Origin of the sequence: Acinetobacter sp. YH12128, from assembly GCF_013418655.1 — a bacterium.
Taxonomy (GTDB): domain Bacteria; phylum Pseudomonadota; class Gammaproteobacteria; order Pseudomonadales; family Moraxellaceae; genus Acinetobacter; species Acinetobacter amyesii.
In genome coordinates this window covers 14,770-36,571 of record NZ_VPBO01000024.1, presented here as the reverse complement: position 1 = coordinate 36,571, position 21,802 = coordinate 14,770, and the positions used below count along the sequence as shown (strand labels likewise).

General features: G+C 38.3%; 22 protein-coding genes and 4 tRNA genes. 16 read left to right on the top strand and 10 right to left on the bottom strand.

Going from position 1 to position 21,802, the window contains the following annotated elements:
• The first annotated feature begins 122 nt into the window (after nucleotides 1-122).
• A complete protein-coding gene (locus tag FTU64_RS12930; RefSeq protein ID WP_168379173.1) occupies nucleotides 123-509 on the top strand; it encodes a carboxymuconolactone decarboxylase family protein in 387 nt (128 codons plus the stop codon).
• A gap of 104 nt (nucleotides 510-613) precedes the next feature.
• Here FTU64_RS12930 and FTU64_RS12925 read toward each other — a convergent pair whose 3' ends face one another.
• Nucleotides 614-871, bottom strand: coding sequence for a hypothetical protein (locus FTU64_RS12925; RefSeq protein WP_078191893.1), 258 nt, complete (start codon nucleotides 869-871; stop codon nucleotides 614-616).
• Nucleotides 872-1,057: 186 nt separating this feature from the next.
• Nucleotides 1,058-2,236: a S1C family serine protease gene (locus tag FTU64_RS12920; protein ID WP_180026344.1), complete on the bottom strand. Its 1,179-nt coding sequence runs from the start codon at nucleotides 2,234-2,236 to the stop codon at nucleotides 1,058-1,060.
• A gap of 169 nt (nucleotides 2,237-2,405) precedes the next feature.
• Between FTU64_RS12920 and FTU64_RS12915 the strand changes: the two genes are divergently transcribed.
• Both FTU64_RS12915 and FTU64_RS12910 read left to right on the top strand, forming a co-directional pair.
• Nucleotides 2,406-3,164, top strand: coding sequence for a Nif3-like dinuclear metal center hexameric protein (locus tag FTU64_RS12915; protein ID WP_180026345.1), 759 nt, complete (start codon nucleotides 2,406-2,408; stop codon nucleotides 3,162-3,164).
• 156 nt (nucleotides 3,165-3,320) lie between these two features.
• The gene (locus FTU64_RS12910) at nucleotides 3,321-3,947 is read left to right on the top strand and encodes a superoxide dismutase (protein WP_078192384.1); all 627 of its coding nucleotides are present in this window, start codon (nucleotides 3,321-3,323) and stop codon (nucleotides 3,945-3,947) included.
• A 327-nt stretch (nucleotides 3,948-4,274) separates the two neighbouring features.
• On the opposite strand, the gene FTU64_RS12905 is transcribed toward FTU64_RS12910, so the two are convergent.
• Entirely contained in the window at nucleotides 4,275-5,618 is a 1,344-nt protein-coding gene (locus tag FTU64_RS12905) for a hypothetical protein (RefSeq protein ID WP_180059914.1), read from the bottom strand.
• A 504-nt stretch (nucleotides 5,619-6,122) separates the two neighbouring features.
• On the opposite strand from FTU64_RS12905, the gene FTU64_RS12900 reads away from it, so the two are divergent.
• The 5 genes from FTU64_RS12900 (at nucleotide 6,123) to FTU64_RS12880 (ending at nucleotide 7,411) form a co-directional block, all read left to right on the top strand.
• Nucleotides 6,123-6,198: transfer RNA gene (locus FTU64_RS12900), tRNA-Asn, on the top strand.
• A gap of 5 nt (nucleotides 6,199-6,203) precedes the next feature.
• Nucleotides 6,204-6,279: transfer RNA gene (locus FTU64_RS12895), tRNA-Asn, on the top strand.
• Nucleotides 6,280-6,496: 217 nt separating this feature from the next.
• A tRNA-Asn gene (locus FTU64_RS12890) sits at nucleotides 6,497-6,572 on the top strand.
• A gap of 258 nt (nucleotides 6,573-6,830) precedes the next feature.
• Nucleotides 6,831-6,906, top strand: a tRNA-Asn gene (locus FTU64_RS12885).
• Nucleotides 6,907-6,928: 22 nt separating this feature from the next.
• Nucleotides 6,929-7,411, top strand: a complete 483-nt coding sequence (locus FTU64_RS12880) for a DUF2726 domain-containing protein (protein ID WP_218945491.1) — start codon at nucleotides 6,929-6,931, stop codon at nucleotides 7,409-7,411.
• Nucleotides 7,412-7,486: 75 nt separating this feature from the next.
• Here FTU64_RS12880 and FTU64_RS12875 read toward each other — a convergent pair whose 3' ends face one another.
• From FTU64_RS12875 to FTU64_RS12860, 4 genes are all read right to left on the bottom strand, one after another.
• On the bottom strand, nucleotides 7,487-7,747 hold the full coding sequence (locus tag FTU64_RS12875) for a hypothetical protein (RefSeq protein ID WP_168379169.1): 261 nt from the start codon (nucleotides 7,745-7,747) through the stop codon (nucleotides 7,487-7,489).
• A gap of 183 nt (nucleotides 7,748-7,930) precedes the next feature.
• Nucleotides 7,931-9,385 (bottom strand): S9 family peptidase, encoded by a 1,455-nt coding sequence (locus tag FTU64_RS12870; RefSeq protein WP_180059912.1) that lies wholly within the window; start codon nucleotides 9,383-9,385, stop codon nucleotides 7,931-7,933.
• A gap of 122 nt (nucleotides 9,386-9,507) precedes the next feature.
• The gene (ubiA, locus tag FTU64_RS12865; RefSeq protein WP_180059909.1) at nucleotides 9,508-10,389 is read right to left on the bottom strand and encodes a 4-hydroxybenzoate octaprenyltransferase; all 882 of its coding nucleotides are present in this window, start codon (nucleotides 10,387-10,389) and stop codon (nucleotides 9,508-9,510) included.
• Between the two features lie 22 nt (nucleotides 10,390-10,411).
• Nucleotides 10,412-10,897 carry a chorismate lyase gene (locus tag FTU64_RS12860; RefSeq protein WP_111884531.1) on the bottom strand — a complete coding sequence of 162 codons (486 nt, stop codon included), beginning with the start codon at nucleotides 10,895-10,897 and terminating at the stop codon, nucleotides 10,412-10,414.
• A 203-nt stretch (nucleotides 10,898-11,100) separates the two neighbouring features.
• Between FTU64_RS12860 and FTU64_RS12855 the strand changes: the two genes are divergently transcribed.
• Complete coding sequence (locus FTU64_RS12855; protein ID WP_180059907.1) at nucleotides 11,101-12,015, top strand: polysaccharide deacetylase family protein; 915 nt, start codon at nucleotides 11,101-11,103, stop codon at nucleotides 12,013-12,015.
• 84 nt (nucleotides 12,016-12,099) lie between these two features.
• Here FTU64_RS12855 and FTU64_RS12850 read toward each other — a convergent pair whose 3' ends face one another.
• Nucleotides 12,100-12,378, bottom strand: a complete 279-nt coding sequence (locus FTU64_RS12850) for a hypothetical protein (protein WP_168379164.1) — start codon at nucleotides 12,376-12,378, stop codon at nucleotides 12,100-12,102.
• Nucleotides 12,379-12,474: 96 nt separating this feature from the next.
• On the bottom strand, nucleotides 12,475-13,890 hold the full coding sequence (glnA, locus tag FTU64_RS12845; protein ID WP_171262625.1) for a type I glutamate--ammonia ligase: 1,416 nt from the start codon (nucleotides 13,888-13,890) through the stop codon (nucleotides 12,475-12,477).
• Nucleotides 13,891-14,778: 888 nt separating this feature from the next.
• Between glnA and FTU64_RS12840 the strand changes: the two genes are divergently transcribed.
• The 7 genes from FTU64_RS12840 to FTU64_RS12810 all read left to right on the top strand — a co-directional run bounded on the left by FTU64_RS12840 (nucleotide 14,779) and on the right by FTU64_RS12810 (nucleotide 20,262).
• Nucleotides 14,779-15,363, top strand: coding sequence for an aminodeoxychorismate/anthranilate synthase component II (locus tag FTU64_RS12840; protein ID WP_078190263.1), 585 nt, complete (start codon nucleotides 14,779-14,781; stop codon nucleotides 15,361-15,363).
• Nucleotides 15,364-15,381: 18 nt separating this feature from the next.
• Nucleotides 15,382-16,428 (top strand): anthranilate phosphoribosyltransferase, encoded by a 1,047-nt coding sequence (gene trpD / locus FTU64_RS12835; RefSeq protein WP_078191968.1) that lies wholly within the window; start codon nucleotides 15,382-15,384, stop codon nucleotides 16,426-16,428.
• 16 nt (nucleotides 16,429-16,444) lie between these two features.
• Nucleotides 16,445-17,251 (top strand): indole-3-glycerol phosphate synthase TrpC, encoded by an 807-nt coding sequence (trpC, locus tag FTU64_RS12830; RefSeq protein WP_180059905.1) that lies wholly within the window; start codon nucleotides 16,445-16,447, stop codon nucleotides 17,249-17,251.
• Between the two features lie 169 nt (nucleotides 17,252-17,420).
• Complete coding sequence (locus FTU64_RS12825) at nucleotides 17,421-18,341, top strand: hypothetical protein (protein WP_257222256.1); 921 nt, start codon at nucleotides 17,421-17,423, stop codon at nucleotides 18,339-18,341.
• 111 nt (nucleotides 18,342-18,452) lie between these two features.
• On the top strand, nucleotides 18,453-19,142 hold the full coding sequence (locus FTU64_RS12820) for a Smr/MutS family protein (protein ID WP_078190270.1): 690 nt from the start codon (nucleotides 18,453-18,455) through the stop codon (nucleotides 19,140-19,142).
• 95 nt (nucleotides 19,143-19,237) lie between these two features.
• Entirely contained in the window at nucleotides 19,238-19,786 is a 549-nt protein-coding gene (folE, locus tag FTU64_RS12815) for a GTP cyclohydrolase I FolE (RefSeq protein WP_171262632.1), read from the top strand.
• A 119-nt stretch (nucleotides 19,787-19,905) separates the two neighbouring features.
• Nucleotides 19,906-20,262: a cupin domain-containing protein gene (locus tag FTU64_RS12810; RefSeq protein ID WP_180059902.1), complete on the top strand. Its 357-nt coding sequence runs from the start codon at nucleotides 19,906-19,908 to the stop codon at nucleotides 20,260-20,262.
• A gap of 79 nt (nucleotides 20,263-20,341) precedes the next feature.
• Here the strand turns inward: FTU64_RS12810 and FTU64_RS12805 are convergent, their stop codons facing one another.
• Nucleotides 20,342-21,718 (bottom strand): diguanylate cyclase, encoded by a 1,377-nt coding sequence (locus FTU64_RS12805; protein ID WP_180022745.1) that lies wholly within the window; start codon nucleotides 21,716-21,718, stop codon nucleotides 20,342-20,344.
• Between the last annotated feature and the right edge of the window lie 84 nt (nucleotides 21,719-21,802).

Genomic DNA, 21,802 nt, shown 5'->3' with positions numbered 1-21,802 from the left:
AAATAAAAGCCATTCCATTCTTAAACAATGGGATGGCTTTTTTATACGACCATCAGCCAATGGTATCGCAGAGTCAAAGGTATAGGCTGTACTGCAAAATTACATCACAGAGGGTTTGCTACATGTCACAACAAGATTATGAAAATGGCTTAAAAGTTCGTACTGAAGTTATGGGTGAAAGTTTCGTTAAACGTGCTCAAGACAATACCGTGCCATTTACTCAACCTTTGCAAGATTGGATTAATGAGCATGCATGGGGTTCAACTTGGCAGCGTGAAGGCGTTTTACCCCGTAAATATCGCTCACTGATTACCATTGCATTTTTAACTGCACAAAAAAGTCCAACAGAACTCAAGGGTCATGTCCGAGGTGCTTTAAATAATGGGGCGACTGTAGAAGAAATTCAGGAAGTGTTACTTCATAGTTTGCCATATTGTGGCGCACCGGCGACTCAAGAAGCCTTTCGTGCGGCACTTGAAGTCATTAATGACTATCAAAAATCTAAATAAGTTACTGCGTTATAAAACAGTTTTAGAAAACTACGCTTAGCGTGGTTTTCTAAAGGGTTTCATCTTGTTTTTAACTTAGGACCTTAAATGCAGTGAATCCCGAATCAAATCCAGTAGACATTAAAATTATAGAAGAATTCATTCACTTCAAATCGAACTTGATATCCCAATTCTGTAAGCTCAGCAGATAAACTTCGAATCTCTTCTAAAGCTAAATGCTTGGGTAAAACCGTAAATACGGCGGTATTCCCCTGTTTGGCATTTTCCTCAATCAGCAAAGCCAAACGTGTCTTATATAAGGCGATATCTAAATTGGCTTGACTGGATAAAACTTTGGCATGTTCAGCGGGTAAAAAGCTCATATTCTTATACGCTTATCTGATTATTATTGCTTATAAATTAAGCCAAATTCAGCAAAGCGTGCAATGCATTTTTGTAATTGATATTTCAATTTCAAAGCGCATTGTTTGGCGCAAACGAAGCTCTTCAAAGCGATATACAAAAAAAGGAACTCAAAAAAAATCCCTCATGAAGAGGGATTTTCTATGCTAGCGGGGTAATGGAATATATTGCGAGTCACTGTTTTGAGTTTGCAGTTTACGCTCTCCCACTTGTACCGGCAATGTCATCGCCTTTCCGTCTCGCTCAATCTCAATTTGCATAGTGCTCAATGGCGCTTGTTGTGCAACGTAATTGATTAAATGTGAGGTCGAGGTAATCAGCTCATTATTCACTTTCACGATTTTATCACCACGTTTTAAACCTGCCTGTGCTGCAGGTCCATTACGAATGACATCTGCGACAATCACACCATTCACACGTGGATCTAAAATATTTTCTTGTTTAATTGGAAGTAAACTAATACCTAACCAACCACGAACCACTCGCCCATCTTTTAAAATAGCGTTCAGCACTTGTTGACATACTTTTGCAGGAATGGCAAAACCAATCCCCAAAGAGCCACCTGACTGCGAGAAGATCGCGGTATTTACACCAATTAAGTTCCCTGCAACATCAATTAAAGCACCACCAGAGTTGCCGGGGTTGATCGCAGCATCTGTTTGAATAAAGTCTTCGTAAGTGTTGATTCCCAAATCTGAACGACCTGTAGCTGAGATAATCCCTTGCGTAACCGTCTGACCCACGCCAAAAGGGTTACCAATCGCTAGGACGACATCACCGACTTCATTGCCACTTAGCTTAAATGGCAAAACCGGTAATTGACTCATTTCAATCTTAATCACAGCTAGGTCTGTATCTGGGTCTGTACCCACAACTTTCGCTTCAGCACGACGACCATCATGTAAAGCCACAACGATCTGATCGGCCTGTGCGATCACGTGGTTATTCGTCAAAATATAGCCATCTGGACGAACAATCACACCTGAACCTAAACTATTTTCGTTTTGATTGGTTTGATCTGGAAGTTGATTACCAAAAAACTCACGGTAAACAGGATCATTTAATAAAGGATGATCCAATTGTTTCACTTTTTGCGTAGTGAAAATATTGACAACCGCTGGAGCAGCAACTTTTACCGCAGCACTATACGAAACTACACCGCCTGTACGCGACGTATCGATGAGGGGCTCAACCTTTTCTGCAGGCATTTTAACCCCATCTGGGGCAATGGGTGCTTTAGGTTTTTGAACCTGTTGCCATGTAAAGAAACCGATGATCACAAGTATTAATAATACCCAAGGTAACCATGTAAAGGTCCGACGCACGTCTATATCCTCTAAATTTTATAATTCATTGATGGCTAAATAATTTATATCGTATTGTAATGTAATCTTTTCAACAAAATTAAAAATAAATACAGAGATTTGTGATTCTTTAGTTACAATTTAAACAATCGTAAATTTTGATTCATCTCTTTGAGATTTTGGACAATATATGGCTCAGTTAAGTGAAATTATTCAGTGGTGTGACAGCACACTCAAAGCACATGAATTTAAGGACTATGCTCCCAACGGCTTGCAAATTGAAGGCTCAGCAGAAGTGCATAAAATTTTATGTGCAGTTACCGCATCACAAACAGCGATTGAAGCCGCGATAGCAGAAAAAGCTGATTTGCTATTGGTACACCATGGTTATTTTTGGAAAGGTGAAGCTTACCCAATCACAGGTATGCGCGGCAAACGCATCAAAAGCCTGATCAAAAACGATATTTCACTCGTTGGTTATCACTTACCTTTAGATAGTCACCCTACTTTAGGTAATAATGCAGCGATAGCAGATTTGCTCGAATTAGAAAATATTGAAGCTTTAGATCCTACTGAACGCAATCCTATTGGCAATGTTGGTTATTTAAAACAAGCCATGACTCCAGCAGCGTTTAAAGAGTTCGTTTCTGAAAGATTAGGATTTGATGCCATTCACCTGCCTGCAGATAAACCATCTATTCAAAAAATTGGTTTTTGTACAGGCGGCGCACAGGACTTTATCGGTAAAGCGGCTGCATTAGATTGTGATGCGTACATTTCAGGTGAAGTGAGTGAACGTACTTTTTACGAGGCTCAAGAATTAAACGTGCATTATTATGCATGTGGGCATCATGCAACCGAGCGTTATGGTGTACAACGACTCGCGAAAGCTATTTCAGAACAGTTCAATATTGAGTATAGTTATTTCGAATTAAATAACCCGATTTAATTTAAATCGTCTTGGTCTTTGGCTCAGTCCTTATACGTATATTTTCAGGCTTTATTCTGTATTGTTATTTATAAGCAATGCGCATTTTACTGCAAGAATCTATTACAATAACGGCACTTAATGTCAAAACCCAGCAAAATGCAAGGAATTGAAAACATGACAACGATTACTTTACCAGCGTTACCTTACGGTTACGAAGATCTTGCTCCTCATATCAGCAAAGAAACTTTAGAATACCATCACGACAAACACCACAATACTTATGTGGTTAACCTAAACAAAGCAATTGAAGGTACTGACCTTGCTGGCAAAACTTTAGAAGAAATCATCACTGCTGTTAAAGGCGATGCTTCTAAAGCTGGTATCTTCAACAATGCAGCTCAAGTATGGAACCACACATTCTACTGGAACTGTATGGCTAAAAACGGTGGCGGTAAAGCTACTGGCGCTTTAGCAGCTAAAATCGACGAAGCTTTCGGTTCTTACGAAAAATTCGCTGAAGAATTTGCAAATGCTGCTGCAACTCAGTTCGGTTCAGGTTGGGCTTGGTTAGTTGCTGACGAAGTAAACGGCAACCTTTCTATCCTTAAAACTTCAAATGCTGACACTCCACTTGCTCACGGTAAAGTTGCTGTGTTGACTATCGACGTTTGGGAACACGCTTACTACATCGATTTCCGTAACGCTCGTCCTAAATACATCTCTACTTTCTTAGAAAGCCTAGTGAACTGGGACTATGCAAACGCTAAATATGCAGGTCAAGCTGCTGGCGTTGAAAAATAAGTTTTAAAACTTATTCAAAAGTCAAAAAAATCACCCTTTTAGGGTGATTTTTTATGGGCTTAACAATTTTAAAATCTATAAAAATATATAAGCACTACTTTTTCTTGTTTTAGTTCAAGTGAAATTAAATAAAGTTATGCAACAAGGATTTTTTATTACACATGTTGCATGTTAAACATTTTAAAAATTTAAAATCCGTAGGTATGGCCTTTCCCAACACAAGATTCTGAAATTTATTAAAATTAAGGTGTTTTCAAATACTATGTATTAAATTAATTGTAGGAGAATTACCATAGTTATATTTTTGAGAGTATAACTACGCAATTATTACCTTAAGAGATCATTTACGCCTAAATGACCAAACTTGCCATTTATTAGACGACCATCATCTAACTGCACGTTTTTAAATCCTATAGTTCCCTCTGAATCATTGACAGTTACACCACTACAATGATTATTCGTCAATTTACAGTTCCATTTCAGATAGATATTCACATTTAATTGACCCTTCTGTGGTCTTTGATAAGCTACATTTACATTTTTAGTTATAGTATCGTATTTCACTGTGAACTCTAGATCAGATTGCTTATCTCGACTCATAAAACGATAATATTTACTTTCATTCTCTGCATATGCAACTGCTGAAACAGTTTCATCAATTTTAAAAACTTCATCTCCTGCAATGACTTGACCATAAGGAATTTTTTTCACAAAACCTCCAGATACTTTTAAGTCTGGAGAAGCAATATATTCAATAGGGTTAGTAAATAAGTTATTGATGAATTTAAAGGTCGTTATACCATTTTCATAATCTGTATTTAATATAAAATCTCGATTGAAGTATCCCTTATATATGTGCACATCTTTAGGTTGCTCATTACTGAAATAATTCCCCTCTGTTAAGATAAATCTATCGTGATCAAGATCCACAGGATTATTAAAATTAAAATAGTATTCTTTATCGGTCGTAAAACTTAAAACAGAACTAGTTTTCCAATCCAAAAATTTTTCTATTGTTGCAGGTTTACCATTAACAACTAAGTCTGATTCCGCATGATATTCATTAAATCGTTTGGTGTTCCACACTGGCCAATCAGAATTTACTTCAAACTTAACAGAGCCCTTAATTTTAGCTGTAGATGCAAAGCCAATATTATTTAAACGTCCTGCTATAGAACCATTTGCGTCTATAATAAAGTAAGTTTTACCATTACTCTGCTTTTCAATTTTATAAGAAAATGTATCGCTGCATGAATTTTGACATTGAACTCTCAGATACCCGTTATCATTCTCTGAATAGCTAAAAACTCCAACTTTATCGTCATTAGGATAAAAATAAAGACCCGCCAAATTATTAATATGGGCAGACAAATCATTGCTTGGTGTAAGAATTTCTAAATCCCACATATTATTGTTTGTAGCAGATGCTTCAATCACACTATCTGTGTGAAATGGTGAAAACTTGATGGTTGAGTGATTAGCAATGCCAGAATTTTCAATTTCAAAATAGCCATGCGTCAAATCTGGACTTAGTACAGTAGTTTCTTCAATAGGCTTCGGTACAGATGTTTCTGATGACGTTGGACTACTTTCTCCTCCCCCTCCACCACATGCGACTAATAAAATAGATAAAAGAGTTAAAGGGAATAATTTTCTTCTAAGGTGAAGCATATAAATCCTTGTTTAAAAAATAAATTTTTAAATTTTATAAAAATACTGAATTTAGACTACTTTTGTAAATATTCAATACCATTTCATAAAACAATGAAACTTTGCCTAGTTCTTATACAGGAAGCTAAGCCACTTGTGTACTTAGACGATTTTTTTATCTAAAAATTATTAAAAAATCTTCTATTTATTTTAAAAACTGTAATTGGCCGTCTAATTATTGCCCAATGTAACAAAATAGCGATCATACAAAATGACAGTGCGTACTTCTCTCAGCATGTCTAAAACAAGAATAGCGATCTAACGCAACCTTACTCACCATTTCATCAATTACACTTTTAACTATAATCACCAAAGTATTCTGATGACTTTTAATACGATAAAAGCTTAAAAGAATCAATAAATAAGCAACAAACACATCTTTGGATAATAAAAAAACATTTAAGCGCTTTATCTTTTATTTTTACTTGACCACTTTAGCTTTCATCCCTAAAATGCGCATCAGATTCTCCAATAGCTCAGTCGGTAGAGCGACGGACTGTTAATCCGCAGGTCCCTGGTTCGAACCCAGGTTGGAGAGCCATCTATTCTTCCATAGCTCAGTCGGTAGAGCGACGGACTGTTAATCCGCAGGTCCCTGGTTCGAGCCCAGGTGGAAGAGCCAGATTCTAAAAAGCCCACTCATTGCGAAGTGGGTTTTTTATTGCCTACTATTTAACAAAGCATACCTACTTTTTTTGTTTTTGCTTTCCTAAAAGTATCCGTATATGTACCAAGTTGTCTGATTAGGCTATTTTTAAAACACTTAATTTGATTTTTCTGTATTTTATTTAAATCAGGCTTGACCACCCTGCCATACATCTTTAGAATCCGTTTCAGATTCTCCAATAGCTCAGTCGGTAGAGCGACGGACTGTTAATCCGCAGGTCCCTGGTTCGAGCCCAGGTTGGAGAGCCAAATTCTAAAAGCCCACGCATTATGTCGTGGGCTTTTTTTATGCTCTAGGCTTTTATTTTTAAGATAAGAATCACTTGCTCTATGACCTAAGCTATTCACCGACCTCTCCTTCCACATTAGAAGCAATTATCAAAGCTTAAGTTTTAAAAACACTTTATATTAAAGGTGTTTATATTTAATACATTCAGCCTAAATTTTCTTATTTTTTGCAATTCCGACTTGACCTCACTGCATTTGCCCCATAGAATGCGTGCAGATTCTCCAATAGCTCAGTCGGTAGAGCGACGGACTGTTAATCCGCAGGTCCCTGGTTCGAGCCCAGGTTGGAGAGCCAAATTCTAAAAAGCCCACGCATCATGACGTGGGCTTTTTTCATATATGTAGTTTATTCCGTGCCAGATCTCAGTCAGTTCATATTTTTTATTATTGGTTGCTTGGCAACTTTTGCACTTGTCTGCTTAGTCTTTCCGAGACTGTTTAGAAGCAAACAAAAGTTTTTCCCACGTCGTGTAATCACTGCCTTTGAAAGTAAGATGTTTCATCGTTTAAATGAAGCATTTCCGAACTACCACATTTTAGCCCAAGTGGCTTTTAGCGCACTGATCACCAATCAAAATTATAAAATTAGGAATAGATTTAATCGAAAAGTCACTGATTTTGTCATACTTGACCAAACTTATAATGTGCTTGTGATTATCGAACTGGATGACCCTAGTCATATAGGCAAAGAGCAAGAAGATGCTGAACGTGATGCAATGCTTGAAGAAGCGGGCTACCGTGTAATCCGCTACACCAGTATTCCAACAGTTCACACGCTCAGGCATGATATAAATAAATAGTTGTAAAATACGTAAATCAAAATCAAACATTGAGTGAATGCGCATTGCATTCACATCGATAATGTAAACAGAATTTTATTGAGCATTTGACTCTTGAGCAGCCAGCACTTCTGATACTGCTTGGTCAGCCTCAGCAGCCAAAGCCTCATCTTGGGCTTCTTTAGCTTTAATGCGCTCAATCATTTCAGCTTGTTGTTGCTTATATTTTTCTTGGTTTTTGGCATCACTATTGACTGCAAGAAAAGCCATACTGACCAAAAATATAGGAATCAATAGCCCAAGTGCCATCAAAATGATCATCTTTTTGGTATTGGGCTTTGGCTTAACTTCAGACATAACGATTCTTTCATTTACATAAATAATTCGACGCCCAATATAGCAAAAAACAAAATTCGCTCAAGCCTTCATATCATTCTTTACTCTAACCAACTATACCCCCTCATTTTCACGGATTGAATGATTAACAATCCAATATTCAATAAAAAAAGGAGACATGCTCCTTTTTTATTATTTAAAAACTTAGCTTGAAGCAACTATACCCGTACAATGTGGACTTTGGCTCGCATCTTTTTGCTCATTGGTTAAATCAATACCTGTACCTGCGGACATTTTAGCTTGAATAAATTCGACCGCTTGCGCATTTCTACAGATAATCGCCTGTGTATGACTTGCTTTTGGCACAATATCCAATAAATATCCATCCTCATATTTTGCCTGTGGGAAGTATTTCACCGCTTGCAATTTCATATTTTCAAATAAAGCTTGAGTCACAGGAGGTAATACAGCTTTATCTTCTTCACCTTGAATAATATAAACAGGGGCTTTAATTACTTTGGCAGCAGTTGCATTCGTCGCTGGCTGATTATCATTTAAAAATTTCTGAACAACGGGATCGGTATCGATTTTATTCAAATCAATTCCGTACTGTGAAACCATATGCGTTGGATCTTTTAAGAATTCAATCACAGCTGCTTTAAACTGTTCTTGCAAACCATTTGCGCCATTTGGATCGGCATAACTTAAACATGCACCATCATCCCCTGTACGTCCATAGGCTTTTTCTGCAATAACACCAGCATCTGCAGTAAAGATATTTTTTAAATCATAATTTGGCTCATAGGCTTTAATACCCGAACTGGTCAATGCAGCATATGCCAAAAGCTCAGCATAGCCATCTGCAAGTTGCCCCATTAACGCATCTGCTTGCTGTGCATTGATTATGTTATTTGCAAGCGCGTAACGAATTTGAAGCAATTGTTCATCTAAGATATTGACGCCCTTACTCACGCCGTTGTCATCCAGATTTAAAGCAGGATCAAGATAGATCTTAATAATCGTCCCCAAACTCGATGCAGGTGCGGCTGCCACTGCCCCTTTATAGTTTGCATCCGTATTTGCAAATTCCGCCGTCCCTAAGGATGCATGACCACCTTGCGATTGACCGATCGACATCCACTGACCATTGAGTTGCTTACCATAATGTTCTTTTGCCGCTTTAACCGCAGTAAGTGCCGAATTTGCCGCACTCGATAAATTGAGGTATGGATGCACCCCCTTCGTACCTAAACCTTCATAGTCTGGTGCCACAATTACATAACCTGCCGCCATAAGCGTATTAGCTAGAATTTTAAAACGTGGATGAATTAGATTTTTACTTGGCGCACATTCATCTCCAGCCCCGACTGTTCCATGCTCCCATACCACAACACGATACCCATCTTTAGGTTGTGTAGCTTTTGGAAATAATACTAAGGCTGTTGCTGTTGCTGCTTTCCCCTGCACATTGGTCATGTTATACGTCATGACTTTAATGGACGATGTATTGTCTACAGTATCTAAAGCATAATTTGCTTCAGACACAAATGTTGATTTTTGATTCGAAGATGATGAGTCATTATCATCGTCATTACACGCGGTTAAAGACAGCATAGAAACTGCAACTGTCAGAGCTAATGCTATTTTTGAACGTTTCATAAAATATCCTTTTTAATCATTATTCTTTAAGCATGAAACTACATGCCTTTTTATTAATGCATAAAAAAAAGCACCCAAATAGGATGCTTTAGTTCATTTTAAACAGTTTCAGATCAATGACATTAAAGCGTCAGTGCCATGAAAATTCCAATAAAAATCATAAGCCCTACCCAACGGTTATGGCGAAACGCCCAAAAACATAACTGAGGATCACGGCCTTTGGTTTTAGTCCACTGGTAAATAAAATCGGCAGCCACAGCCAACATTGCAACTAAACCAAATGGCATCAAGAGATCTTCTAAATACAACGCAGAACCAATCAGTACAATGCTTAGCGCCTGCAATAATGAAATAATTTCAATATCGTATTTACCAAATAAAATCGCAGTCGATTTCACGCCAATTTTCAAATCATATTCACGGTCAGTTATGGCATATTGTGTGTCATATGCAATGGTCCACGCCAAATTACCGAAATACAATAACCAACACGTTAAATCAGGTGTTTGCCCCACAGCGGTATAAGCCATAGGAATCGACCATGAAAATGCCGCGCCTAAAAATACTTGTGGCAGATGCGTATAGCGTTTCATAAAGGGATAAATGAACGCTAAAAACAATGCACCAAAGGACCAATAAAAAGTTTCTATCGGTAAAAAGAACAACATACATGCGCTAGCAAGCACCAAGATCAAGAACACATATATGGCTTCTTTAGCACTAATCACTCCAGTGGCTAAAGGACGATGTTTGGTTCTTTCCACAGCACCATCGACTTTACGGTCAGCAAAGTCATTAATCGCACAACCTGCTGCACGCATAAATATCGTGCCCAAAATCATGGGAATCAAAATACTGAATTGCGGTATTCCTTGATTGGCAATCCACAGTGCCCACATGGTTGGCCAAAAAACCAGTTCCGTGCCAATTGGCTTATCGAAGCGACATAAATAGTAATAAGCTTCTAAACGCTGCTGCCAAGTAATCTGTTGCACCACGGCCATGATTGTCCTTCATCTGGTAATGTTATTTCTGCAAATATTGCTCAAAACTCGCTAAAAAAGTTTCCTGAACTATAAATTTACAACCATGCCAAGTATAACAGCTCTGACGTGTCCAACCATCGTCTAGCCACAGTACACGCCGCTCACACTTCGGATTGGTACGCTGAAATAAAAAATGTCCGATCGGTTTTTTACCAATATGCTGAAAAATCCGCGCACGTCCTTGTATGCTAAGGATTGGAAATATACTTTTTGCCTTGACCCACGGCTCAGCTTCACAGCCATATAAATAACTTTCACGTACCCAAGCTGTGTGCTGTATTGGCATTTGTAGCCACCGTGCATCTTGAAGCGTCATACGTTGAAATTGCTCAATACTCGGCTCAACTTTAAATACACCTTGGGCAAAATCTGTTAATTGTTGGGTTAATGAACCCGAAGCATACAACCATGTTCTTAATTCAGGAGACATTCTTTTATCCCGCATTTCGCATGCTTGACGCTGCATATTTCATTTCCCTTATAAGCATTTGCTGAGTATAGCGAATCCTTAGTGTAACCAACTCAACATCGTTTTTCATGACCAATAGCTTGTTTTCAGTAAAATGAGCAAAACCAAAACAGCTTAAGCAGTTCATTACATATGTAATCAACACAAACCTCACATACACAGTATGATGTCGTGGATAACCACTAAATTACACAAGCATAATGTTTCCATATAAGCCGCTATATGTTTTTATTTTTTTCGTTTTACTTTGTGCCAATATCACGGCTCAAGCAAAATCTATTGCGCTCAGTTTTGATGATGGATTAAATCCAGCGTTTAACGCACAAGCGGAACAAATCAATGCCCAAATTTTAAAACATCTGCATGATCAACAAATCAAAACTATTGTCTTCCCTAGCCTGATTAAAATTGGCGATTATCAAGGTAAACAACTGATTCAAGCGTGGGGACAATCCGGCCATCTAATTGGCAATCACAGCGCAGCACACCAAAATCTAAATAAAGAAAATGTCACTGTACACGATTATCTGCATAGCATTGAACAGGCAGATACCGTATTAAAAACACTGCCGAATTACATCCGTATTTACCGTTATCCATTTTTAAAAGAAGGTAATAACGCTGAAAAACGTGATGCTGTCTATCACTGGTTAGAGCAGCATCAATACCGCATTGGCGGTGTGAGTATTGATGCCAGTGACTGGTTTTATAACCGGAAATATCTCGACTATGCCAAACAGCAAGACTTTGACAAATTAGAGCGTCTAAAACAAGCGTATATTGCTCACCTGCTTCACCGAGCGGATTATTATGACCAGCTTGCGCAGCTCACTTTACAACGTTCACCGCAGCATGTTTTGCTTTTACATGTAAATGCCATTAATGCCGCATTTTTAAAGGATGCCATTACTGCTTTTCAACAGCATGGCTGGACATTTATTTCAGCTGAGCGCGCCCTGCAAGACCCGTTATATGCACAGCACAGCCAAAACATCCCTGCGGGTGAAAGTGTGATTTGGTCGATTGCCAAAACCAAAGGATTAGAAAACTTACGCTACCCTGCCGAAGATGCACCATATGAAATCGATAATTTAAAACAGCATGGTTTGCAATGACGGTTAGCAAATCACTTAAAGCTCAATAAAAAATGACCTGCAACGTTGTAGGTCATTTTTTCAGTTCAATTTTTTAGTGTTGAATTAAAAGTTATCTGTCTTGGCAATGGCTTCAAACTTGCCTTGCGGCGTTTTTATTAAAACCAACCCTTCGGTTGTAATATAAAAACTTTCAGGGTAATGAAACTCCAATGCCAGCTCTGGGTTTTTCAGCTCGATAAATTGAGCCTGCTTATAACCTTCAACGGTCCGCCCCACTTCCAAATAAGTCACTTCTGAGAAGTTAAGTTTAAATCCCTTTGCCTGATCTGCTGGATCAATCCAAGGGAAAAAACCGGTATGTTTTTTACGTGGTTTTGCCATGTTTAGATATTCATTCAACTCTTTGCTTTATCTTAACCCATCCCATAAAAAAACCCGCACAAGGCGGGTCTTTTTACAGTGAAATTCTGTACAGAATTACAAGCTGTAGTACATGTCAAATTCAACTGGGTGAGTAGTCGTGTTAAGACGACGAACTTCTTCAGTTTTAAGTTCGATGTAGGCATCAAGCATTTCTTTAGTGAACACACCACCTTTAAGAAGGTAATCATGATCCGCAGCAAGCGCTTCAAGCGCCATATCTAGGCTATGAGCCACTGTAGGGATTTTAGCTTCTTCTTCAGGAGGAAGGTCGTACAAGTTCTTGTCAGCAGCTTCACCTGGGTGGATCTTGTTTTGAATACCATCAAGACCAGCCATAAGAAGTGCAGCGAAACCTAAGTACGGGTTCATCATTGGATCTGGGAAACGTGCTTCGATACGTTTGCCTTTCGGGCTAGAAACGTAAGGAATACGAATAGAAGCTGAACGGTTACGTGCTGAGTAAGCAAGCATAATCGGTGCTTCAAAATGTGGAACTAAACGTTTGTACGAGTTAGTCGAAGGGTTTGTGATTGCGTTCAATGAACGAGCATGTTTGATCACACCACCAATGAAGTATAACGCCATTTCTGAAAGACCAGCGTATTCATCACCAGCAAACAAGTTCTTGCCGTCTTTAGAGATCGACATGTGAACGTGCATACCAGAACCGTTATCGCCAACCATTGGTTTAGGCATAAACGTAGCAGTTTTAGCATATTGGTGAGCAACGTTCCAAACAGCATATTTGAACTGTTGTACTTCGTCCGCTTTACGAACCATAGTGTTGAAGCTTACACCGATTTCAAGCTGGCAAGATGCAACTTCGTGGTGATGTACTTCTACACGACCTGGGCCCATGATGTCTTCAATTTTTGCACACATATCTGCACGCATATCTTGTGAAGAATCTACAGGAGGAACTGGGAAGTAACCACCTTTCACACGTGGACGGTGACCAGAGTTACCCGCTTCGTAATCTTTACCAGTAGACCAAGCAGCTTCTTCAGCGATTAATGTGTGACGCGCGCCAGACATATCGATGTCCCATTTTACTTCGTCAAAAACGAAGAATTCTGGTTCTGGACCAAAGAAAGCAGTATCACCGATACCAGTTGATTTTAGGTATTCTTCCGCACGGCGAGCAATAGAGCGTGGGTCACGTTCATAACCTTGACCAGTTGAAGGTTCGATAACGTCACAAGTCACAACAACTGTAGCTTCTGCAAAGAACGGGTCGATAAAACCAGTTTCTGCATCTGGACGTAAGATCATGTCAGATGCTTCAATGCCTTTCCAACCAGCAATTGAAGAACCATCAAACATTTTGCCATCTTCAAACGTATCTTCGTCGATTGAATCTGCTGGGTAAGTTACGTGTTGTTCTTTACCCTTAGTATCAGTAAAGCGAAAATCGACCCATTTTGCGCCACTTTCTTGGATGAGTTGAAGGACCTTGTTCGCCATGCTCATTTTGCTCCGATGATTTTTTTGTGCACACTGAAGTGCGTGTTAGTAGTTGGTAGTTATTAAGCAATTACCGTACCAACTTTTAAAAGCTAAGCTAAAATACTGAATTCCTTATCAGAATAGAAGATTTTAGCTCCTTGCTTTTCGACTATTATACTGTGTGTAACAGTAAATGCACCATATTCAGCCACTCTTCATCACTTTTGTTTAAAAACTTCTCGCAGGTGTATCAAAATAGTGCAACTTGGTTTTGCACCAGTATGCACCAAAATGATTAATCGCTTTCAACGATAAAATTATTAGGATTTTATTCAAGCTTTAAGGTCGAATTTAAATACGATAGAAACTAATGGTTTAGCTAGTTCTAGATGGAAAAATACCAGCGTAATCACTATATTCATGATCGATATTTAGGTTTTTTGAGCCCTTAAAGCACTCTTTTTTTGAAGTAGATTTAACCATTTTGTTTTAATTTTGATCAATCTACCTTTGCATTAATTGTGCTCCATTTTGGTGATTTTGCTTCAAAACGGTTCATATTTTTCCAGCTAGAGCCTGAATTGCAATTTTTAACGACAGTAAGCAGATCTTTTTAAAATATCAATTGAACACATTTTAAACACTTAAATTCAGCCTATTGCTTTGTTCAACTTAAATCCTAAATTTATAAGTCGATAATTTGCTGAAATGATTTCAGTTGCGATGAACTTTGGCGAAATTGTTCAGCAGAAATTGAATAATATTTGCTATGATTGACTGCATTCTAAATATTTCACTATTTTTCTATTTAAAATATCCACACGATATTTGGGTCAATATACAACTATTTAGAATCATTTCGGACTATTCTAAGCACAGTTAAGTGCATAAATTTCAAAGGTTAATACGCTCATGCTTTTGATGATCGACAATTATGACTCTTTTACCTACAACATCGTCCAATATTTTGGCGAGTTAAATCAGGAAGTAAAAGTTGTACGTAACGATGCCGTGACATTGGAAGATATCGAGCGATGGCAACCGAAGTATTTAGTCATTGGTCCTGGCCCTTGTTCGCCAAGTGAAGCAGGTATTTCAATTCCTGCGATTCAACACTTTGCGGGAAAAATTCCTTTACTCGGTGTGTGTTTAGGCCACCAAGCCATAGGACAAGCTTTTGGCGGCGATATTATTCGTGCTAAAAAAGTGATGCACGGTCGTTTATCTGACATGTATCACAGCGATCAAGGTATTTTCAGCAACCTCCCTTCTCCATTTTCCGCAACGCGTTATCACTCTTTGGTGATTGATCAAGCGACTTTGCCTGAATGTTTAGAAGTGACCTGCTGGACCAATGAAGAAGATGGCACGATGGAAGAAATCATGGGCGTTAAACATAAGACATTGCCTGTCGAAGGCGTGCAGTTTCACCCTGAATCAATTCTTAGTGAACATGGCCATCAAATCTTTAAAAACTTCTTAGAAATTTACGCATAATCGAGTGCAAAAAATATTATGAATATTCAACAAGCTTTAAATAACATCACGAAAAATATTGAACTCACTCAACCTCAAATGGAAGAAGTGATGCGTACCATCATGCAAGGTGAAGCAACCGATGCGCAAATTGGCGCACTTATGATGGGCTTACGCCAAAAAGGTGAAAGTATTGATGAAATCACTGCCGCAGCACGTGTAATGCGTGAGTTTGCGATCAAAATCGATGTCAGTGATCTGCCACATTTGGTGGATATCGTTGGTACAGGTGGTGATGGTCAAAACTTATTTAACGTTTCTACTGCGTCTAGTTTTGTCATTGCAGCAGCAGGTGCAACCATTGCTAAACATGGCGGTCGTGGTGTTTCATCAAAATCAGGCTCTTCTGATCTTTTAGAACAAGCTGGAATTAACCTTGACCTGAACATGCAGCAAACTGAACGTTGTATTCGTGAAATGGGCGTTGGTTTCCTCTTTGCACCTAATCATCATAAAGCCATGAAATATGCTGCTGGTCCACGTAAAGAATTGGGCTTCCGTAGTATTTTCAACCTACTTGGCCCGCTTACGAATCCGGCCGGCGTAAAACGTTTTGTGATTGGTGTTTTCTCTACAGAATTATGTCGTCCTATGGCTGAAGTTTTAAAACAACTCGGTGCAGAACATGTCTTGGTGGTGCATTCAAAAGACGGTTTAGATGAAATTAGCCTTGCATCAAGTACTTATGTTGCTGAACTCAAAGATGGCGAAGTCACTGAATGGGAAATTCAACCTGAAGCTGTAGATATCGAGTCGCAAACCTTAACAGGTCTATCTGTAGATAGTGCTGCGGAAAGTCTGAAATTAATTAAAGATGCTTTAGGTAAAAATAAATCTGCTCTCGGTGATAAAGCCGCGAATATGATTGCCCTAAATGCAGGTGCCGGTATCTATGTTTCAGGCTTAACCAATAGCTATAAACAAGGTGTTGCATTAGCACATGACATTATCTATGGCGGTCAAGCTCTAGAGAAAATGGGCATTTTGTCAGAATTTACGAAAACTTTAAAAGAATACGAAGCTTAAGATTAGGACTCAAATCATGGTAGATATCGCCAATACAATTTTAGGTAAAATTGTTGACCGTAAAAAAGAAGAATTTGCAGCCCGTCTTAAACAACGTAGCTATAAAGATGTCGAAGAGCTAGCTCAAGCAGCTACACCTGTTCGAGGTTTTGCACAAAACCTCGGCTCTAAACGTCCGGGGGTGATTGCTGAAATTAAAAAGGCATCACCATCGAAAGGCATCATTCGTGAAAACTTTAACCCTGCTGAAATTGCGCAGCAGTATCAAGATGCTGGTGCGGCATGTTTGTCTGTTCTCACCGATGTGGATTTTTTCCAAGGTGCCGATGAAAACATTCAGATTGCACGTAAGAACTGTGACTTACCTGCGCTGCGTAAAGATTTTTTAATTGATCCTTATGGCGTAATTGAAGCACGCGCTTTACATGCGGACTGTATTTTATTAATCGTGGCTTGTTTGTCTGATCAACAACTCGAAGAAATGTCGAAAACTGCTTTTGAGCACAATCTCGACGTGTTGGTTGAAATACATGACGAAGAAGAACTTGAGCGTGCAATGCGTCTTTCTGACAACTGTCTACTTGGCGTCAATAACCGCAATCTAAAAACTTTTGATGTTGACCTCAATACATCATTACGTTTGAAGAAGTTACTTGAGCCTTCTCGCCTACTTGTAACAGAAAGCGGTATTGCAACACCTACTGATGTAGCCATGATGCAAGAACATGACATTCATGCCTTCTTGGTCGGTGAAAGTTTTATGAAGCAACCACGCCCTGATCAGGCTTTTAAAGAGCTGTTTGGTGTGCCTGATAAAATATAAATGAAATATGTAGGGTGAGTTCGCTCACCCTTTTTCTCCTTTGCATCCATATTAAAAAAATTACACATCCTTTTTATAATTTTTATTCATTTGAGAATTAAAAATAATGAAGTCGATTATTTCTTCTACTCTTCTATTCATTTCATTAATCTTGGTTTCACTACACCAGATGAGTTGGGCAAAAAATATAACTCTGTATACAGGCTCACCGTATCTTATTGACCAAAATCATATCCTCTACTTTAATATTTCCACTATGCCCGAAGGCATCATTGCTGCGCAGATTGACCTAAATCAAATTTTTCCAAATATAAATACTAACGTGCTAAAGGGCAAAAATTATGATTTCAATAAGAATCAAATTGAAATCGTTAGTTATCAAGGCTTACCAATAGTCATTAATTTCTCAATCAATACTAAAAACAAGAATATTGAAAATTCAACCTATTTTTCTATTTCTAAAGGACAAAAAAATTCTTTATCAAAACCAATCAATATTAAATCTCACCCTTATTCCATGGAAAAATTAAATCATTTTGAACAGATTTTTTATAAAGATACCCCTCATTTATTGAAAAAGAATTTAGCTGATGAGCCATATTTAATAAATCTATTCATGTTCCATGCAGCAATAAATGATTTTGATGATATGAATGATTTTTTCCAAAATGCGATAAAGAACCTGACACAGAAAAATGATATTGATAATTATGAAAAAGCCAAAAATTTGTATCTTGAATATTTAAATTTTGGTGAAAACAATGAATTTTATGATACCACCTTAATTATGGCGGCTATCGAGCACACAGATATTTCTTTCATCAAAAAAATGAAGCTGAGAAAAATAAATGAACTTGTAGTAGATGAAGTTGAACCACAAACATATTATTTCACTAGATGCTCCCCATTAGGTAAAGCTATCCGCCTAAATCAATATCAGATAATTTCTTATTTACTTGAAAAAGGCGCTTCAACCGAAATCGTGTGTATTTCTAAATTTAATGAAGAACAATCAGCATTAGCTCTTGCAGAACAATATAAAAATAAAAAAGTTATTAAATTAATTAATTCAACTTTGAAGCCCAAATAGGACTTGTAATGAATTAGGAGATCTTCTTTATATAAAGTCTTTCCAGTTCAAATCAGTGCCATTTAAGGCTATAATTGCACTAAATTTTTGTATATTTCCCGTTTTTTCATTATGAGCAAACACGATTCTTCGCTTTCAAAAGATCAGTACAACCTACTGAAATCTTTTAAAAAGCAAATTACGAATCCACATTCCTCAACGATTGCTAAACAGCCTGAGCCAACGCCAAAGACTGTTGAACAAGAGCAGGAAGAAGACTTCGCGCTTTTCCAAAAGCAAATGCAAGGTGTTCAAAAAATGAATGCAGGAAATACTGCAAAAATGGAAAAAGTGGGTCGTAAAAAACCTGATGCGCAAACGTTGGCTAAACGTGCTGCTGCAATTGGTCCTATGGAAACAGATGATGCATTACTTTCTGATACGCAAGCGATGCTCAACCCTGTTGCCAGTCAAGCGGCCTTAAGCTATCGCATTGCAACCTTACAACATAAAGTTTTTGAAGATTTGAAAGCTGGTAATCTACGTTGGTTTGAAGCTGTCGACTTACACGGTTGCACTGTTGAAGAAGCCCGTTCTGCCGTGCTGCAAATTATTCAAATGGCGAAAGATGACAATCAAAACGTCATTAAAATTGTGCATGGCAAAGGTCCAGAAGCAATTTTAAAAACTTATGTAAATAGTTGGTTACGTCAACATCGTGATGTATTGGCATTTGTGAGCGCCCCAGAAAAACAAGGCGGCACAGGTGCTGTACTGGTTCTGCTTAAACGTGCAGAAAAAAACCCACAGTTTAAACAATAATCGGATTTAACTCCAAAAGAAGGCATTGTAATAGTTTTCTGCTACAATGCCGTCCTTGTTCAATCTCTCAGTGTAAGTGAACACGTCTTATGTCTATGCAGCAATCCTACGCAAATATCCTAACTGCCGTTGGTGAAGATCTGAATCGCCCGGGTCTTAAAGATACGCCTATGCGTGCTGCTAAAGCTTTTTCATATCTTACTTCTGGTTATAGCCAGACACTTGAAGAAGTGACCAACAATGCGGTTTTCCCATCAGATAACCGTGAAATGGTCTTAGTTAAGAATATCGAATTCTATTCTTTGTGTGAGCACCATTTATTACCTTTTTATGGTCGCGTACATATTGCTTATCTCCCAGAAGGCAATGTTTTAGGTTTATCAAAATTCGCACGTATTACAGAAATGTTTGCCCGTCGCTTACAAATTCAGGAAAACCTTACTCAGCAGATTGCTGAAGCAGTGGCTGAAGTGACTGGTGCGCGTGGTGTTGCTGTGGTGATTGATTCAGCTCACATGTGTATGATGATGCGTGGTGTGGGTAAACAAGAGTCTACAACCCGTACCGTTTCTTTTGTCGGTGACTTTAAAACCAATAAAGAAGAACGCCGTGAATTCCTAAGTGCTGTACCTGAAAGCTATTAACAGAACATTCAGCGTTAGCACTCATAAAAAAGCTTCAAACTCTTGAGGCTTTTTTTATTTGTGTTTTAATGTCCCAAATCATTTGCTTTGATAGCAAAGCACTATTTTCAGGATGAATCATGTCAGATGTATATATTGCTGGTCAGGGTTTAGCGCAAGCCGATCACAGCATAGATTACCCTCGCCCAGACCGTTTGGTTCAGGGCAATCCCAAACGTGAAACTGCAAGCATGTATGCACACCCCAATATGGACTGCGGGATTTGGCAATGTGAAGTTGGCGCATGGAATATTGTCTTTGCACCCAATAAACAAGAGTTTTTTACAATCCTTGAAGGATTAGTACGTATTTATGATCAACAAGGCGGGTATATTGAAGTTTCCGCTGGCCAAGCGGGCATTATTCCCCCATCGTTTCAGGGCAAGTTTGAAGTTGTCGAAGCCGTCAAAAAATACTATGTGGTTGTTGAAGTTTAAATTACGGCACATCTCGCCATAAAACGCATTTACCCATAAAAAACTCCCACATAAGGGAGTTTTTTATACTCTGAACGAATTAGATATACGACAAATGCTTAGTGACTTGGATACAGTTTCGACCATTATTTTTTGCCGCATACAGCGCATGATCTGCTGCATCTAAGAAACGCTGATAATCAGGATGTCCATCATACTGTACACAACCAATGCTTACGGTAAAACTAAATTGCTGACCTTGTGCCGTTCGGATCAAACCCTTTTCAATATATTGGCGAATATTTTCTGCAATTTTCATCGCACGGTTTACACCAGTATCCACCAAGAGTAATAAGAACTCTTCCCCACCAATACGGAATGCATAATCGCTACCTTGACTATAACGCTGTAAGGCTTCGGCAATAAATTTGAGCGCAAGATCACCTGCCGCATGACCAAACTTATCATTGATCATTTTGAAATAATCCGCGTCAAAGGCGAGCAAAGACAACGGTGTTTCATTTTGCCGCGCAAAGGTAATTTCACGTGAAATAATCGTACTGAGATAACGACGGTTTAGGAGTTGAGTCAAAGAATCATTGCCAGACTCAATATATTCAGCCACTTGAAATAGTTGATCAACTAGATGCTGAATTTCACGGTTCAATTCACGAATCTGTTGAATCAACTGTTGCAGCTGATCTTTTTCCGTCATCTGCATCGTTTGCTGGGTTAATTGATCCACTTCATAAATTCTGTCAATAATCAGTTGAACCTGATCTGAACCTGAAAAAGCATATGCCGCTTTATGAATGAACCATAGCCCAAACTCTGATTTTGAAAATAAGGGATGATAAAAACCAACATTGCCCGAAAAGATTTTAAACATCAGTTCATTTTCCCAGTCGAGCAATGAACCCCGTTGTTTATCTTTATGCACGGCCACATCTTGCATCGCTGAAAATAAGCGATAATTGTGTTTTGTTTCTTGGTTTTTTTCCGTATTGATCTCATAAGATCGGCACATAATTTCTGTGCTGAACCCCATAATTTGTACAATATAACTGCACATATGGAGAATACTTTGCGTTTGGTTTAGCTCTAAAATTTCAAATATTTTACGTTCTATTTCACGCACACCACGTATGATGAACCATGACGGAATACCAACACGCGCGTGTACCATTCCAACTTTCTGCTGTCTTTTGACTGAGCTTTCAAATTCACCATTCAGTGCGACATTAAACGTTTCTAACAACCATTTTCTTAAAGTGTCGATGAGCCTTTTTTGAATGATATCGTCTTTAAAAAATTCAGCCGACTCTGGCTCACGTGACATTTGTTCATAAAAAACAGTAACTAAATGTTCAACATGCCTTTGGATAAATTGCAATGCTGCAAGATGTTCATTTTCAGTATATTGATCACAAATATCTTTCCAAGTCTGACTTAGACCTGTAATACATTCTTGATTCATTCGGTGACACAAACCACAGCTATTACAAAGCTAGCAATCATACCTTGCTTTACTTACATAAAAAAACAAATTTATTTGATATTT